This window comes from Afipia sp. 1NLS2, assembly GCF_000178995.1.
Lineage (GTDB): Bacteria > Pseudomonadota > Alphaproteobacteria > Rhizobiales > Xanthobacteraceae > Afipia.
Map to the genome: position 1 here is coordinate 1,232,070 of NZ_ADVZ01000001.1, position 13,292 is coordinate 1,245,361.

The window sequence follows — 13,292 nt, forward strand, 5'->3', positions numbered from 1 at the left end:
GTCCGCCGCACCAACGATAGTGAGATCACACGTGAGTGAACTGTTCACACCCTGGCACCTGGGCCAGCTTGCCCTCTCCAATCGCATTATCATCGCACCGATGTGCGAATACTCCGCCGAGGACGGCAGCGCCACCGACTGGCACATGATCCATCTCGGCCATCTGGCGCTATCCGGTGCGGGCCTCCTCATTCTGGAAGCCACCGGCGTATCGCCCGAAGGCCGCATCTCGCCGCAGGATCTCGGCCTCTACTCCGATGCCAATCAGAAGGCGCTGGCGCGCGTGCTACATGCGGTGCGCGCTTATTCGCCGATCAAGGTCGCCATCCAGCTCGCCCATGCCGGCCGCAAGGCCTCGACCAAGGTGCCGTGGGAAGGCGGCGGGCAGATTCCGCCGGGCGGGAAAGACGGCTGGCAGACCGAAGCGCCCTCCGCACTTCCCTTCGCGGCAGGAGAAAATCCGCCGACCGCACTCGATGCACAGGGACTTGCGCGCGTGCGCGACGATTTCGTGCGCGCGGCAAAGCGCGCAGCCGAACTCGGATTCGACGGCATCGAGATTCACGCCGCGCACGGCTATCTGCTGCATCAGTTCCTGTCACCGCTCTCCAACGCACGCACCGATCAATATGGCGGCAGCCTGGAGAACCGGATGCGGTTTCCACTCGAAATCTATGACGCGGTGCGCGCGGCATTTCCGGCGGACAAACCGGTCTGGGTCCGCCTCTCCGCGACCGACTGGGCGGATGGCGGCTGGGATGTCGATGGTTCAATTGCCTTCGCGAAACAATTGAAAGCCCGCGGCTGCCCCGTGATCCACGTGTCCAGCGGCGGGCTGACGCCTTCGCAGCAGATCAAGCTCGGCCCGGGCTATCAGGTCGCCTTCTCCGAGCGCATCCGCGCCGAGGCCGGCATTCCCACCATCGCGGTCGGTCTCATCACCGAGCCCAAGCAGGCGGAAGAGATTCTCACCAAGGGTCAGGCCGATGCGATCGCATTGGCACGCGCCGCGCTGTACGATCCGCGCTGGCCGTGGCACGCCGCCGCCGAGCTTGGCGATCATGTTCACGCACCGCCGCAATATCTGCGCTGCGCCCCGCACGGCCATTCGGATTTGTTCGACGCGCCTTGACGGCGACCGGCATGCCCAAAACCTATCGCCTGCTCGGGCCTGACGGCGCGTTTTATGACAGCACCGCACCGGGGCAGTTCGGTGGTCATAAAAAGCAGCGCATCTATGGCCGCCTCGATTGCCGCACCGCCACCCTTGCACTCACCAAGGGCGACACCTACCGGCGGCACAGGGTGTTCTTCGCCGACGAGGCCAGCGCGATTGGCGCCGGATACCGTCCTTGCGCGGTCTGCCTGCCGACCCAATATCGAGCGTGGCGCGCACGAAAAACGTGACGCGCGCAACGCAAACCACGAGGGCCGCACATGTCTCCGGTTTCGCTTCTCCTGAACATTCTCTGGATCGTGCTCGGCGGCTTCTGGATGGCGGTCGGCTGGATGGTCGCGGCCGTGCTGATGGCAATCACCATCATCGGCATCCCATGGGCGCGCGCGGCCATGACGATTGCGGGCTACACGCTGTTTCCGTTCGGCCAGCGCGCGATCTCTCGTGAAATGGTCACCGGCCGTTCCGATGTCGGTACCGGGCCGCTCGGGGTGATCGGCAACATTATCTGGTTCATTCTGGCGGGCTGGTGGCTGGCGCTCGGCCATCTCGGCACCGCACTCTTGATGGCGATCACCATCGTCGGCCTGCCGTTTGCGTGGGCGCACCTCAAGCTCGCGGGCATCGCGCTGTGGCCGATCGGCAAGACCATCGTCCCGGCGTAACCCTCAGGTTCGCGTTGCCGAGACCGGCGCGATCCGATAAAGGGACATCAGGCACCCGTAGCTCAGCTGGATAGAGCGTTGCCCTCCGAAGGCTGACGTCAAGGGGATTTGGTTTGTAAGGAAGTCGAAAAAGGAAACGAGTTTCAGTAGGTTGACGTTCTCTCAGTAAGCTACCTTATCTGGAAGATTCTTCGCGTAAGCACCGCGTAAGCAGTTTCCAGAGAGGAAAAGCGAACAAGCGCGTAGCGCAGCGACTACCAGCACGATGCGTTGGACGCTTGGAACGAGAGGATCGGTTGAAAATATCTGAATCCGTTGACCGCCGGAGGTCAATAGGATTAAGCGAAGTGAAATGCGCCCGTAGCTCAGCTGGATAGAGCGCCACCCTCCGAAGGTGGAGGCCACACGTTCGAATCGTGTCGGGCGCGCCATTTTCCACCACTCCAGAGCAAAGCTGGGCACCAAGACAGAGACGGTAGCTCTGCGCGTAAAGTCGGTCGTTGAGATGACGTGCCCGGGTCCAACAAGCGGACGTCCGAGTGAACAGGTGATGCGACACGTCTGCCCCGCCCAAAGCGACTTGAAGGACTGGAGACCGCGGCCATCCACCTCTACCGACCGGCGATCACTTGAATCGTGGCGTCCAGCTTTCAATCAACTTGTCTTCGTCTCCGTCGTCCTCCTCGGCTTCGGAGCGCATAGACAAGCCCTTGCAGGTCAATATCGTAAGACTGCGTCCGTACCGACCCAAACCGATGACTTCTTCCGTCACGCGATATGAACAATCGCCGCCCATCCAGTCATTGAGACAAGCCTCTCTGGAATCGCTTTGGCCAGCTCGCTCATCATCTGGGCGTGTATTGAAAGAAGCCGTCAGCGTCGTATCGGGAACTGGCGCCCATTTGCGAATGAACCTCAGTCCCTTCGCTTGCTTCAGGCCATCCGACATGAAGCACCATTCCACGCCGTCGCCCTTAGTCAACAACACCGCAACTCCATCAGCAGTCAACGTGACGTAACGTATGGCAGTCGCGGTTAGTGAGGTTTCGCATTGCTTGCTCAGCGCCTCGACGCAAGCGAGGCCAGGGTCGTACTCGTCAATTGCGCGCTTGAACGCTCTCTCCGGCATCAACAGCGCCGCCGCAAAGTGATCCGCTTCGTGCTCGTAAGGATCGGAAGATTGGAACCCTGCGTGTGAGATGTGCATCCCGTTATCGAGGAGCGCGTCCGAATGTCCCTCGATGCAGTAGTGCCCTAGTTCATGGGCAACGCTGAATCGTTGGAAACCACGGCTTGGAATTTTCGTAGCATAGAGTATTCCGAACTCGTCGCCTGCCTTGAGGAGCATCCCTGATACGCCGTCGGCGGTATCCGGCTTGGCACGAACTTCGATACCCTTAGCCTTGGCAATCGCTATCGGATCGACCCATGGACCTTCAATGTTGTTTGCGCGCAGCACTTGGGTCGCTGCCGACTCCGCAATTGAGCGCCGAGCCAGTCGCAGTCCCGCACTCATGTTTGGTCGTTTCCGGAGTTGCGCTTCTTGAGGAGAAGCTCGACGAAATCCTGAGCTAGCTCCAGGTCTTGTGATGACAATTTGTGTAGATCACGGTGAAGTCGGCCAACTGTTTCCGCCGATGCGTCGGGTGTTTCGGAACGACCAAGCAAATAGTCCGTCGTCACGTCCAATGCCTTGGCCAGAGCCTTGAGATTATCGAAGGACGGTTTCCTAGGTCCCGATTCGAAATGCGACACGGAAGCGGGCGGCAGACCCGCTTTGGCCGCCAGCAGGGCTTGGCTCAAGCCCCGCAGGTCGCGCGCTTCTCTGAGCCGTTTACTAAAGATTTCAGTGGCTTGGTCCTCACCCATGGCGTCTCCGACATAAATAACTTGACATCTTCGCCATGAAAGACAAACGATGGCGGTAGTAACAAGTGTGCCATGGCAGAATCGCAAGGTGCAAGTCAAAGTTGGAGACAGCGAATGTCGAAGAATGATCGCTTTGTAGTGAAGCACGGCACGGATTGGGCGGTGAAGAAGGCCGCTTCGGCCACACCCGAAAGCGTGCACCACAAACAGTCCAATGCCGAACAGCAGGCAAAGGCAACGGTCCGCAGCCTCGGCGGTGGCGAGGTTAGGATTCAGGGTCGCGACGCGAAATGGCGCGACTCTGATACGGTCGCTCCGGGACGCGATCCTTTCCCGCCTCGTGACAAAAAACACTAAGCAAGGAGCATAGACATGGCGAACGGTAACAACAACGGCAATGGGAACGGTAATGGCGGGGGCAGCCCCGGCCACGGCGGCGGCAACGACCACATGATCACAATCTACGTGAACGGCACGCCATATGAGGTCGAGAAGGGCCCCCTCTCTTATGCGCAGCTGCTGGTCTTGATCAGCGCGGCGCCGCTGCCGGAGAACCAGCGCTATGCGGTTCAGTATAGCAAGGGCAACAACGACAAACCGACCGGCACGCTTATCGAAGGCGAGTCCGTGCAGGTGAAGAAGGACATGGAATTCGATGTCACACCGGCTACTCGCTCGTAGCGATGATTTGCTCGCGCTTCGCAACGCGGGCTTTCATCTCGAGATCCGCAGCGGATACCTCTTGGTCAAGGATGTGCCCTACGTCACGTCCTCGCGCGAAGTCCGCGAAGACGGCGTTCTCTTCTCCAAGTTGGAGACGCAGGTCGTTAACGGGCACGAGCGCACCAAGAAGCCGGGCGCTCACGTTGCCTACTGGACGGGGGAGCACCCATGTAAGGCCGACGGTGCAAAAATCCGCGCCTTCGAGAATCCCAGTGCGCCACAGAATTTCGGCAAAGGCGTCCAAGCTGACTTCACCTTCTCGGCGAAGGCCAGCTATCGCGATTACGTCCACAAGATGCAGGCCTATCTCGGCTGGATTGTTGGCGAGGCGCAGAAGATCCGCCCGGAAGTCACGGCGCAGACCTTCCCGGTATACGCTACGGACGAAGACGATGACGATGTCTTCAATTACATCGACACGGCGTCAAGCCGTGTCCACGTGGGCGCCGATAACGAGAAGCTCGAAGAGCAGCGCGTCGCCATCATAGGCGTAGGCGGCACTGGATCGTACGTCCTCGATTTCGTGGCGAAGACTCGCGTCGGGGAGATTCATATCTTCGACGGCGACCGTTTCGACACGCACAACGCGTTCCGCGCACCGGGAGCGTGGTCGCTGGAAGAGCTCGAAAGCAAGAAATCCAAGGTCGATACACTGGGCGACATCTACGGCAAGCTGCGCAGACGCGGCTTGATCAAGCATCCAGCAAAGCTGACCGCTGAAAACATCCAGCAGCTTGAGGGTATCAACTTTGCCTTTCTGTGCCTGGATAACGGTAAGTCTAAGCGCGCAATCGTCGATTGGCTCCTTGAACACAACGTGTCGTTCATCGACGTCGGCATGGGCGTGGTGCGTGCGCCGACGGGCTTGCAGGGTATCGTGCGCGTCCTCACCTGCACGCCAGACAAGAGCGATCATATCGCAACCCGCATGTCGTTCGGCGAGGAAGATGAGGCGGAGAACGAGTACGCCACCAACATCCAGATCGCTGAATTGAATGCGCTGAACGCCGCGATGGCTGTGATAAGATGGAAGCGTTTGATCGGCTTCTACCGCGACGCCGGACGCGAGCATTATTCCAGCTACCAAATTGCAACCGGCGTAATCGCGATTGAGGAGACCGAGTGACGCGGCGCACGACCATGAAGCACTGCTACGTCGAGTTCATCCCAAAGGATCTCGACAAAGGCATGCTTTACATTTCCAACCGCTTTAAAACCGCATCTCACCTATGCTGCTGCGGCTGCGGCAATAAAGTTGTGACGCCCCTCAATCCCTCGAAGTGGCGATTGACTGATCACGGCTCGACGGTCTCGCTTGAGCCCTCGATAGGCCTCGGCGTTTTGCCCTGCAAATCACACTATTGGATCAGGGAGTCGCGGATCGATTGGTATCCGAGCATGACCTATGGTGAGACGCAGCGCGCGCAACGAGCAGATCACTACACCAGCCAAGTTTACACTGGTGAAATCAAGCCGCCACCGCCGCCGGCGCCGTCCACACCGCCAGCTTGGTGGCAACGGTTCATCGCCTGGGTAGTAACGCTGTTTAAGCGTGCGAAATAACTGCGTCTGGCGCGAAGTGCAAATTGCCGGAATCAGAAATTGATGGCGGCAACAATGACATAGCAGTGCCCAGTTTGATCCTGTCCGGCGCGCCACTCCTCTTAAGGGTTGGCTTCGAGGGTCTAGCGATTGCTCCCCGTTTAATGTTTCTCAGACTTGCGGCACATGGCGCTGGGAGAGTCGGAAGCAGGCCATATGAGTCTTTCGCCCGCAATGCCCCGACGCCTTCAAGCGAGGCCACGAAGGCGGAAGGACTGCCGGCGTCGGTCTTAGGTATGGGATGGGTGACGCCCGTCGATTATTCAATTCTGACTTCTGTCAAAGAGCTCCTTCACCACGGCGAGTGATGATGCTCCTGAAAAATCAGGTTGAGTTCTTTTCGGGGCGCGTGACGGCGACGTAAGAGAGGCGGCGAGCGTCGCGAAGAGCGGTGGTACTTTTCTTGTCGCGTTCGCTGGGAAGATCGCTCGCGCTCATTGGAGGTCACAGGTTCGGATCCTGTCCCCACAGCCGAACTACCCCGTAAATTCGATTGCTTGGCTTGTTTTCCGATTCGCGCCGAAGTCCGCGCTTCCGGATAAACTGGGAGCAAAATCCAGCGTGTTTCGGCGTAATCGAGCCGACCTATTCGACGGTCGTCTCACGAAACAACGTCTCGATCAGCGGGCAATCCGGGCGCCTTCCATCACCGCATTGCGCGAGGACCCTCTTCAGGACTCCCTCCATACGTTGCAGATCGGCGATTTTCGTCCGCACGTTCACCAAGTGAGTTGCCGCGAGTCGGCTCGCTTCCGCGCACGGCTGGTCCCGCTCGTCCACCAGACGCAACAAGGCGCGTACCTCCTCAAGTGAGAATCCAAGTTCACGCGCCCTCAGCACAAAGCTGAGACGGCGTTCGTGCGCCCTGTCATAGCTCCGATAGCCGGCGGCCGTTCGCGGCGGCGGTGGCAGCAGGCCGACCTTCTCGTAGTAGCGCACTGTTTCGAGATTAGCGCCCGTCCGCCGGGCCAATTCGGCCCTCTGGAGGCCCTTCGCCGGAGTCTGATCGCGCATCGCAAAAACCTCTTGACCCTGTAGTCGCTACAGACCGTAGCCTAGTTCGAGATCGACGTTTTGGGCAAGCAGAGAGAGTTTGAAGATGCGCGATACACCCGCTGCAATCGCCGCTGCGACGGCCCACGCCTCGGCCGTAACGTCAGAGCGTTTAGACGCAGATCGAACGCCGCGCCTGTTCGCTGTCGGCGGTATCCTCGGCGCTCTAGGAGCGGCGTCGTGCTGCGTCATCCCCTTCGCGTTATTCCTGGCTGGTGTCAGCGGAGCCTGGATCGGCAATCTGACCGCACTCGAGCCTTACCAGCCGATTTTCGCGGGCGTCTCGCTCACCTTCATCGCCTACGGCGGGTGGCGTCTCCGGCGCAACCGGGAAATCGCATGCGCGGATGGCTACTGCGCCACGTCCCAATCGGACCGGGCCGCGAAGATCGGCCTCTGGACCGCCGCGACGTTGGTCGTGCTCGCTGTCGGGTTCCCCTATGCGGCGCGCTATCTCCTCTGAAGCGCCGGCGTCCGGCGAGAGCCACCCTACCATCGACATCCAGTGTTCAATGCCAGGAAAGGTTAGAGACATGAAGACCCAGATCGGAACATTTGCCGCACTCGGCATGCTGCTTGCGCCATTGGCCGCGCAGGCAGGACAAGCCACCGTTATCCTCGACGTTCATCATGCGGGCTGTGTGCTGTGCGGGCCAATCGTCAAGAGCGCGCTCGCCCACGTCAAGGGCGTCACCGGTGTTTTTGGTTAGACAGGCAGACGGCAACGCCGATGTCGAAGCGACCGTCACATATGACGACGCTCAGACTTCGCCGGCGGCGATGATCAAGGCCACCACTGGCCAAGGTTACCCTGCGGAAATCTCGAAGCGCACGAAAAGCTGATGGGCGGCCGCTTCTGCGCTAGAGCTCAAGGATGTAAGCGGAAAAAGTCTCTTGGCGCAATTGTCGCTGGTCTGGCCGTCCTGTGTTCGCCGGACCCGCGCCGTTAGTGGCCGTCGACTCCATCGCGCCTGCTGCGCCTGTGCTCACTGGCTCTGTCGCGATTGTGACCGTCATCGCTTTGATCGGCGTTTGACCTTACGTCGTGACCGGTTGGCCAACCAAAACACTGTCGATTGCTGCGCGCTCGAAAGCGCAAAACGAAAGTCAAACTCATGAACGATTGCTACACGGCGGACGCCACGAATCGAAACCGTCACTACGACCTTGCGGTCATCGGCGCCGGATCAGCGGGATTCTCGGCCGCGATCACGGCCGCCGATCAGGGCGCGCGGGTGGCGCTCGTCGGGAGCGGCCCCATTGGTGGGACCTGCGTCAATGTTGGCTGCGTACCATCGAAGACCCTCATCCGCGCCGCAGAGACACTTCATAACGCCCGCGCGGCCGCCCGCTTTGCCGGCATCACGGCCAACGCCGAACTGACCGACTGGCGTGGAACCGTTCGTCAGAAGGACGCACTCGTTTCTGCGCTGCGCCAAACTAAATACATTGACCTACTCCCCGCCTATAACGGCATCACTTATCTCGAGGGACCGGCGCGCCTCATCAAGGGCGGTATCGAGGCGGGGAGCTTCCGCGTCGCTGCTGGCAAGATCATCATCGCGACCGGTGCGCGGTCGGCGATGCCCGCCATTCCTGGTATCGAGGCGGTGCCGTATCTAACTAGCACGACGGCACTCGACATCGAAGAGTTGCCGCGCTCCCTGCTCGTCATCGGCGGCGGCTATATCGGCACTGAACTCGCTCAGATGTTCGCCCGGGCCGGCGTTAGAGTAACGCTCGTGTGCCGCTCGCACCTGCTGCCAGCGGCTGAGCCCGAGATCGGCGCGGCGCTCATGGGATATTTCGAGGATGAAGGAATTACCGTCGTCTCCGGCATTGCCTACCGGGCAATTCGCGGGATCGCGGGTGGGATTTCACTCATCGTCACCCGCGATAATCGCGATATTGCAATCGACGCCGACCAGGTGCTGGTCACGACTGGGCGTGCGCCCAACGTCGAAGGCCTTGGGCTCGCCGAACACGGCATCCCTATCTCGCCGAAGGGTGGCATCGTCATCGACGAGTGCATGCGCACCACCAGGGCCAACATCTATGCCGCCGGCGATGTCACCGGCCGCGACCAATTCGTATACATGGCCGCCTATGGCGCCAAGCTCGCAGCGAGGAACGCCCTCAACGGTGACAGTCTGCGCTACGATAACAGCGCTATGCCCGCCGTCGTGTTCACCGACCCGCAGGTCGCAAGCGTCGGGCTGACCGAGTTTGCGGCCCGCGCCGCGGGCCATATTGTCCGCGTCTCAACCATCAACCTCAATCAAGTGCCGCGCGCACTTGCCGCCCGTGACACGCGGGGGCTCATCAAACTGGTTGCCCATGCAGGCGACGGGCGGCTGCTCGGCGCCCATATCCTCGCCCCGGAAGGCGCCGATAGTATCCAAACCGCTGTTATAGCGATCCGTGCCGGACTGACCGTACAGCAGATCGCGGACACGATATTCCCATATCTCACCACGGTGGAAGGCCTGAAGCTCGCAGCGCTCGCGTTCGACAGAGAAGTGACGAAGCTTTCATGTTGTGCTGGATGAGGACGACAGTGTCTTGCCGTCCTAGGTGTCGTCGATCTGAAACAGCGAGAATGCGCTGTAACCTTTCAGCATGATTGGTCGAACCATTCTGTTAAGGCCGGTCGCTGGCCTCAGGCTGCGGCAATTGTTATCACTAAGAATAGAAAGGCATCTGATGCAGGGCCGCTACGATCTCGTTGTTATCGGTTCGGGTGCTGGCGCGACGACGGCAGCGTTTCGTTGTCGCGCCGCTGGCTGGCGCGTCGCCATTGTCGACCATCGTCCGTTTGGGGGCACTTGTGCGCTCCGTGGGTGCGATCCGAAGAAGGTTTTGGTCGGAATTGCAGACGCTTTGGACCAGAGCCAGCGATTGCGTGGCAAAGGCATTAGCGGAGGAGAGCCGTCTATCGATTGGCGTCAGCTCATGGCGTTCAAGCGGAGCTTTACCGACCCTGTGCCGAATCGGCGTGAGGAAGAACTCGCCAAGCATGGCATCGACGCGTTTCGTGAACATGCGCGGTTTCGCGGCCCGAACGCGATCGAGGTTGGCAATCAGACGTTAGAGACCCGTTTTACCCTAATCGCGACAGGGGCGGTGCCGATGCGTCTGGGTATCGCGGGCGAGGAGTACCTTGCAACCAGCACCGACTTTTTAGAGCTCGACGAGTTGCCGAAGCGGCTAGTGTTTGTCGGCGGAGGCTTCATCGCAGCGGAATTTTCGCACGTCGCAGCGCGCGCCGGTGCTGCGGTGACCATTCTGGAGCGATCGCCCACAGTTCTCGCTCAATTCGATCAAGAACTCGTGGGTTGGCTCAACGACAAGTCTGCTGGTTTGGGCATCGATATCCGCTTAAAGACACGCGTCGAGTCGATCGAAAAGACCCGGGACGGCTTCAGGGTTGTGACCATATCTGAGGGTACACGCTCCGTTGTGGAGGCCGATCTTGTTGTGCATGCAGCTGGGCGTACGCCAGACCTGGAAACGCTGGATCTTGCAGCAGCAAATGTCTCGCAAGAGAGCGGACGGCTGTTACTGAATGAGTTTTTGCAAAGCACGTCCAATCCTGCGGTCTACGCCGCGGGCGATGCTGCCTCGAGTGGGCCGCCTTTGACCCCTGTCGCGAGCCGCGACGGGGCGGTGGTCGCAGCGAACATGGTCGAGGGAAACCAGCAGCGCCCAAACTACCAGGGCGTAGCGAGCGTAGTTTTCACCATCCCGCCGCTCGCCAGCGTGGGTCTGCTCGAAGACGAGGCCCAGCGGCGAAACCTGCGCTACCGAGTTCGCCACGAGAAGACCTCAGATTGGTACACCGCACGGCGTGTGGGGGAGGACTGTTCAGGGTTCAAGATCCTAATCGAAGATGGCACAGAGCGAATTCTCGGTGCGCATCTTATTGGGCCGCATGCGGAGGAAGTCATTAACGTCTTTGCGCTCGCAATCCGTGCTGATCTGCCCGTGTCGCGATTGAAAGAGGCGATCTTTGCTTATCCGACGGCCGGTTCGGACATTGCTTACATGCTGTGAGGGCACGATGGCGGCGAAGTGGTTTCCCGAAGCTGTTGCGTTCGATGTAATTGAGACGGTCTTCTCGTTGGAAGAATTGCGTCCCCTGTTAGTCGCCGCCGGCTTGCCAAGCGAGGCGCTGGAACTCTGGTTTGCGCAAATCTTGCGGGATGGATTCGCCCTCGACGCGAGCGGCGTATACCGGCCATTTCGGGATGTCGCGTCCGCTACGTTGGAGACCTACATCGTGGAGCGCAGGGACGCAGCCGCCACAAGGCTTGCCGCCGTCATCGACGGGTTCGCGCAGCTAAAACCCCATCCGGACGCCGGCATTGCATTCCGACGACTTCATGAAGCTGGGATACGCATCTTCACCCTCACGAACGGCAGCACTGAAGCGACGGCGAAGTTGCTGCAAGCCAGTGGGCTAGACCAATTTGTCGAAGAAACGCTGTCAGTGGATGACGTCAGACACTGGAAGCCGCGTCGCGAGGTCTACCTCTATGCCGCCCAGCGTGCCGGGATTGCGGCTGGGAAGCTTGCCCTGGTCGCGGCTCACGGATGGGACGTTCACGGCGCGGGCTGCGCCGGATTGAGAACGGTCTATATCGCGCGCTCTAACAAGTATCCGAGAATTATGCGAGCTCCTGACGCCGTAGTGGAGTCACTCGCAGAGGCATCCGAAGCGCTTGTGCATTACGGCATTCCGAGCACACGAGATCGAGGCGACGGATGGAAAGCGACGGCGAGATCCCGGCATAAGCCTCTCAAAATGGCATCGCCGGGCTTGGGCTGATCGGCGACCGAGGATGCGACGTTTCCATCAACGGTCAAACTCTCTCTAGGAGAGCGACTGTCCCCTGCCCGCCGTCGGCACAAACGCTAATGATCCCGCGTGATCCCGCCGGTCGCGACCAAAGCTCCTTCACTGCCTGACTCAAGTCTCTCGCGCCCGTCGCGGCGAACGGGTGACCAATCGCGACTGAGCCTCCATTGGGATTGACGCGGTCCCACCGGAAGGTACCGAAATCGGCGTCAACTCCAGTCTTGGACCGGATCCAATCCCTCCGTTCGATGGCAGCGACATTCGCCAGCACCTGGGCCGCGAAGGCTTCGTGGATCTCCCAAAGGTGAATGTCGTCAAAGCGCAGACCGTGTCGTGCAAGCAGACGAGGAATCGCATAGGAGGGCGCCATCAGCAGCCCCTCAGTATGGTGGTCGACCGCAGCGACCTCGTAATCGACCAAGCGCAAATACGGCGTATTCGACGGCAGCCGGTCGAGGCCCGCCTCGTTTGCAATCCAGCAGCCGGCGGCGCCGTCTGTGATGGGTGACGAGTTTCCTGCCGTAAGCGTTCCCTGTCCGCTCCTTTTGTCGAACGCGGGCTTGAGCGCGGCAAGTTTCTCCGATGACGTATCTGCGCGCGGATTGGAGTCACACTCGAGTTCGGGTAGCTTGATAACCAGATCGTCGAAGAAGCCGCTATTCCAACCGGCAACGGCCCGCTGATGGCCCTTGAGCGCCCAGGCGTCTTGCGCCTCGCGGCTGATGTGCCACTCCTTCGCGGTCTCTTCCATGTGCTCGCCCATTGTTCGGCCGGTAATCCGATTGGCCCATCCCTTGATTTGGCAGCACATAGTCTTTTGGTTCGAGCGCTCGTAGCGCGGCCAAAGCGGCAGCGGGATTGTGTCCGAACAGATCGGTCAGCCGTTTTGATGCCTCGGACGTCAGGGCGATCGGCGGTCGGCTCATCACCTCCGCACCTCCCACCAATGTGAGGTCAATCCCGCTGCCAAGCATACCGGCGGCCGCGAACGCCGCGGTCATGCTCGTCGAACACGCAAGCACGACGGAGAATGCAGGAACGTTAGGATTGAGCTTTGCATCGAGCCAGACTTCGCGCGCGACGTTGCTCCAGCCGAGATTAGGGATCACGTTTCCCCAGACGACCAGGTTGGGTTCGGCGCGATGGGCCATAGCCTGAACGACTGGAACGGATAGGCTGATGCCATCATAGTTGGCGAGCGCGCCCACCGCGCCCGAAGGGGGTGCGGAGTCCGGCGGCGACGAAGACAGTGTCTGGAAAACGGTGCACGGCAGCTCTCATTCTAATGGGGTTTGATCGCGTTCAGCTCGGGCTCTAATTGACGTTTCGGGTATCTCGGGCTGCG

Annotated in this window: 17 protein-coding genes and 1 tRNA gene; 13 read left to right on the plus strand and 5 right to left on the minus strand. The window is 60.2% G+C overall.

The genetic code is table 11. From position 1 onward, the window contains the following. Nucleotides 1–31: 31 nt before the first annotated feature. From AFIDRAFT_RS06030 to AFIDRAFT_RS06045, 4 genes are all read left to right on the plus strand, one after another. Entirely contained in the window at nt 32–1,132 is a 1,101-nt protein-coding gene (locus AFIDRAFT_RS06030) for an NADH:flavin oxidoreductase/NADH oxidase (protein WP_009338377.1), read from the plus strand. 11 nt (nt 1,133–1,143) lie between these two features. After that, nucleotides 1,144–1,407 (plus strand): Ada metal-binding domain-containing protein, encoded by a 264-nt coding sequence (locus AFIDRAFT_RS06035; protein ID WP_009338378.1) that lies wholly within the window; start codon nt 1,144–1,146, stop codon nt 1,405–1,407. A 30-nt stretch (nt 1,408–1,437) separates the two neighbouring features. Further along, nucleotides 1,438–1,842, plus strand: a complete 405-nt coding sequence (locus tag AFIDRAFT_RS06040) for a YccF domain-containing protein (RefSeq protein WP_009338379.1) — start codon at nt 1,438–1,440, stop codon at nt 1,840–1,842. A gap of 354 nt (nt 1,843–2,196) precedes the next feature. Then, nucleotides 2,197–2,273 (plus strand) — tRNA-Arg (locus AFIDRAFT_RS06045). A gap of 194 nt (nt 2,274–2,467) precedes the next feature. Here AFIDRAFT_RS06045 and AFIDRAFT_RS06050 read toward each other — a convergent pair. Next, nucleotides 2,468–3,358, minus strand: a complete 891-nt coding sequence (locus AFIDRAFT_RS06050; RefSeq protein ID WP_002718173.1) for an ImmA/IrrE family metallo-endopeptidase — start codon at nt 3,356–3,358, stop codon at nt 2,468–2,470. Beyond that, nucleotides 3,355–3,711 carry a helix-turn-helix domain-containing protein gene (locus AFIDRAFT_RS06055; RefSeq protein WP_002718172.1) on the minus strand — a complete coding sequence of 119 codons (357 nt, stop codon included), beginning with the start codon at nt 3,709–3,711 and terminating at the stop codon, nt 3,355–3,357. Before AFIDRAFT_RS06055 ends, AFIDRAFT_RS06050 begins: the two co-directional genes overlap by 4 nt. Nucleotides 3,712–3,825: 114 nt before the next feature. Here AFIDRAFT_RS06055 and AFIDRAFT_RS06060 point away from each other — a divergent pair, with 114 nt between their 5' ends. Genes AFIDRAFT_RS06060 through AFIDRAFT_RS19350 form a run of 4 tightly spaced genes read left to right on the plus strand, consistent with a single transcriptional unit; the run spans nt 3,826 to nt 5,997 of the window. Then, entirely contained in the window at nt 3,826–4,068 is a 243-nt protein-coding gene (locus AFIDRAFT_RS06060) for a DUF2188 domain-containing protein (protein ID WP_002718171.1), read from the plus strand. A 15-nt stretch (nt 4,069–4,083) separates the two neighbouring features. Next, nucleotides 4,084–4,392 carry a multiubiquitin domain-containing protein gene (locus AFIDRAFT_RS06065; protein ID WP_002718170.1) on the plus strand — a complete coding sequence of 103 codons (309 nt, stop codon included), beginning with the start codon at nt 4,084–4,086 and terminating at the stop codon, nt 4,390–4,392. Then, entirely contained in the window at nt 4,367–5,560 is a 1,194-nt protein-coding gene (locus AFIDRAFT_RS06070; RefSeq protein WP_002718169.1) for a ThiF family adenylyltransferase, read from the plus strand. The genes AFIDRAFT_RS06065 and AFIDRAFT_RS06070 overlap by 26 nt, the downstream gene beginning before the upstream one ends. Next, nucleotides 5,557–5,997 (plus strand): ubiquitination-like system serine protease family protein, encoded by a 441-nt coding sequence (locus AFIDRAFT_RS19350; protein ID WP_002718168.1) that lies wholly within the window; start codon nt 5,557–5,559, stop codon nt 5,995–5,997. Before AFIDRAFT_RS06070 ends, AFIDRAFT_RS19350 begins: the two co-directional genes overlap by 4 nt. Nucleotides 5,998–6,621: 624 nt before the next feature. On the opposite strand, the gene AFIDRAFT_RS06075 is transcribed toward AFIDRAFT_RS19350, so the two are convergent. Continuing rightward, nucleotides 6,622–7,050, minus strand: a complete 429-nt coding sequence (locus AFIDRAFT_RS06075; RefSeq protein WP_002718167.1) for a MerR family transcriptional regulator — start codon at nt 7,048–7,050, stop codon at nt 6,622–6,624. Between the two features lie 85 nt (nt 7,051–7,135). On the opposite strand from AFIDRAFT_RS06075, the gene AFIDRAFT_RS06080 reads away from it, so the two are divergent. The 5 genes from AFIDRAFT_RS06080 to AFIDRAFT_RS06095 all read left to right on the plus strand — a co-directional run bounded on the left by AFIDRAFT_RS06080 (nt 7,136) and on the right by AFIDRAFT_RS06095 (nt 11,917). After that, nucleotides 7,136–7,552 carry a mercuric transporter MerT family protein gene (locus tag AFIDRAFT_RS06080; protein ID WP_002718166.1) on the plus strand — a complete coding sequence of 139 codons (417 nt, stop codon included), beginning with the start codon at nt 7,136–7,138 and terminating at the stop codon, nt 7,550–7,552. 70 nt (nt 7,553–7,622) lie between these two features. Next, nucleotides 7,623–7,799, plus strand: a complete 177-nt coding sequence (locus AFIDRAFT_RS19990) for a hypothetical protein (RefSeq protein ID WP_002718165.1) — start codon at nt 7,623–7,625, stop codon at nt 7,797–7,799. A gap of 405 nt (nt 7,800–8,204) precedes the next feature. Next, a complete protein-coding gene (gene merA, locus AFIDRAFT_RS06085) occupies nt 8,205–9,638 on the plus strand; it encodes a mercury(II) reductase (RefSeq protein ID WP_002718164.1) in 1,434 nt (477 codons plus the stop codon). Nucleotides 9,639–9,792: 154 nt separating this feature from the next. Then, on the plus strand, nt 9,793–11,142 hold the full coding sequence (locus AFIDRAFT_RS06090) for a dihydrolipoyl dehydrogenase family protein (RefSeq protein WP_002718163.1): 1,350 nt from the start codon (nt 9,793–9,795) through the stop codon (nt 11,140–11,142). Nucleotides 11,143–11,149: 7 nt separating this feature from the next. Further along, nucleotides 11,150–11,917, plus strand: a complete 768-nt coding sequence (locus AFIDRAFT_RS06095; RefSeq protein ID WP_002718162.1) for a haloacid dehalogenase type II — start codon at nt 11,150–11,152, stop codon at nt 11,915–11,917. 34 nt (nt 11,918–11,951) lie between these two features. Here the strand turns inward: AFIDRAFT_RS06095 and AFIDRAFT_RS20335 are convergent, their stop codons facing one another. Beyond that, nucleotides 11,952–12,710: a thiolase family protein gene (locus AFIDRAFT_RS20335; protein ID WP_002718161.1), complete on the minus strand. Its 759-nt coding sequence runs from the start codon at nt 12,708–12,710 to the stop codon at nt 11,952–11,954. Beyond that, nucleotides 12,604–13,098, minus strand: a complete 495-nt coding sequence (locus AFIDRAFT_RS19355; RefSeq protein ID WP_081602560.1) for a thiolase family protein — start codon at nt 13,096–13,098, stop codon at nt 12,604–12,606. Before AFIDRAFT_RS19355 ends, AFIDRAFT_RS20335 begins: the two co-directional genes overlap by 107 nt. Nucleotides 13,099–13,292 lie beyond the last annotated feature (194 nt).

Excerpts from the sequence above, each read along its gene's own strand:
- AFIDRAFT_RS06035 (WP_009338378.1), top strand. The coding sequence starts at position 1,144 with ATGCCCAAAACCTATCGCCTGCTCGGGCCTGACGGCGCGTTTTATGAC.
- AFIDRAFT_RS06040 (WP_009338379.1), top strand. The coding sequence starts at position 1,438 with ATGTCTCCGGTTTCGCTTCTCCTGAACATTCTCTGGATCGTGCTCGGC.
- AFIDRAFT_RS06050 (WP_002718173.1), bottom strand. The coding sequence starts at position 3,358 with ATGAGTGCGGGACTGCGACTGGCTCGGCGCTCAATTGCGGAGTCGGCA.
- AFIDRAFT_RS06055 (WP_002718172.1), bottom strand. The coding sequence starts at position 3,711 with ATGGGTGAGGACCAAGCCACTGAAATCTTTAGTAAACGGCTCAGAGAA.
- AFIDRAFT_RS06060 (WP_002718171.1), top strand. The coding sequence starts at position 3,826 with ATGTCGAAGAATGATCGCTTTGTAGTGAAGCACGGCACGGATTGGGCG.
- AFIDRAFT_RS06065 (WP_002718170.1), top strand. The coding sequence starts at position 4,084 with ATGGCGAACGGTAACAACAACGGCAATGGGAACGGTAATGGCGGGGGC.
- AFIDRAFT_RS06070 (WP_002718169.1), top strand. The coding sequence starts at position 4,367 with ATGTCACACCGGCTACTCGCTCGTAGCGATGATTTGCTCGCGCTTCGC.
- AFIDRAFT_RS06075 (WP_002718167.1), bottom strand. The coding sequence starts at position 7,050 with ATGCGCGATCAGACTCCGGCGAAGGGCCTCCAGAGGGCCGAATTGGCC.
- AFIDRAFT_RS06080 (WP_002718166.1), top strand. The coding sequence starts at position 7,136 with ATGCGCGATACACCCGCTGCAATCGCCGCTGCGACGGCCCACGCCTCG.
- AFIDRAFT_RS19990 (WP_002718165.1), top strand. The coding sequence starts at position 7,623 with ATGAAGACCCAGATCGGAACATTTGCCGCACTCGGCATGCTGCTTGCG.
- merA (WP_002718164.1), top strand. The coding sequence starts at position 8,205 with ATGAACGATTGCTACACGGCGGACGCCACGAATCGAAACCGTCACTAC.
- AFIDRAFT_RS06090 (WP_002718163.1), top strand. The coding sequence starts at position 9,793 with ATGCAGGGCCGCTACGATCTCGTTGTTATCGGTTCGGGTGCTGGCGCG.
- AFIDRAFT_RS06095 (WP_002718162.1), top strand. The coding sequence starts at position 11,150 with ATGGCGGCGAAGTGGTTTCCCGAAGCTGTTGCGTTCGATGTAATTGAG.
- AFIDRAFT_RS20335 (WP_002718161.1), bottom strand. The coding sequence starts at position 12,710 with ATGGGCGAGCACATGGAAGAGACCGCGAAGGAGTGGCACATCAGCCGC.
- AFIDRAFT_RS19355 (WP_081602560.1), bottom strand. The coding sequence starts at position 13,098 with ATGGCCCATCGCGCCGAACCCAACCTGGTCGTCTGGGGAAACGTGATC.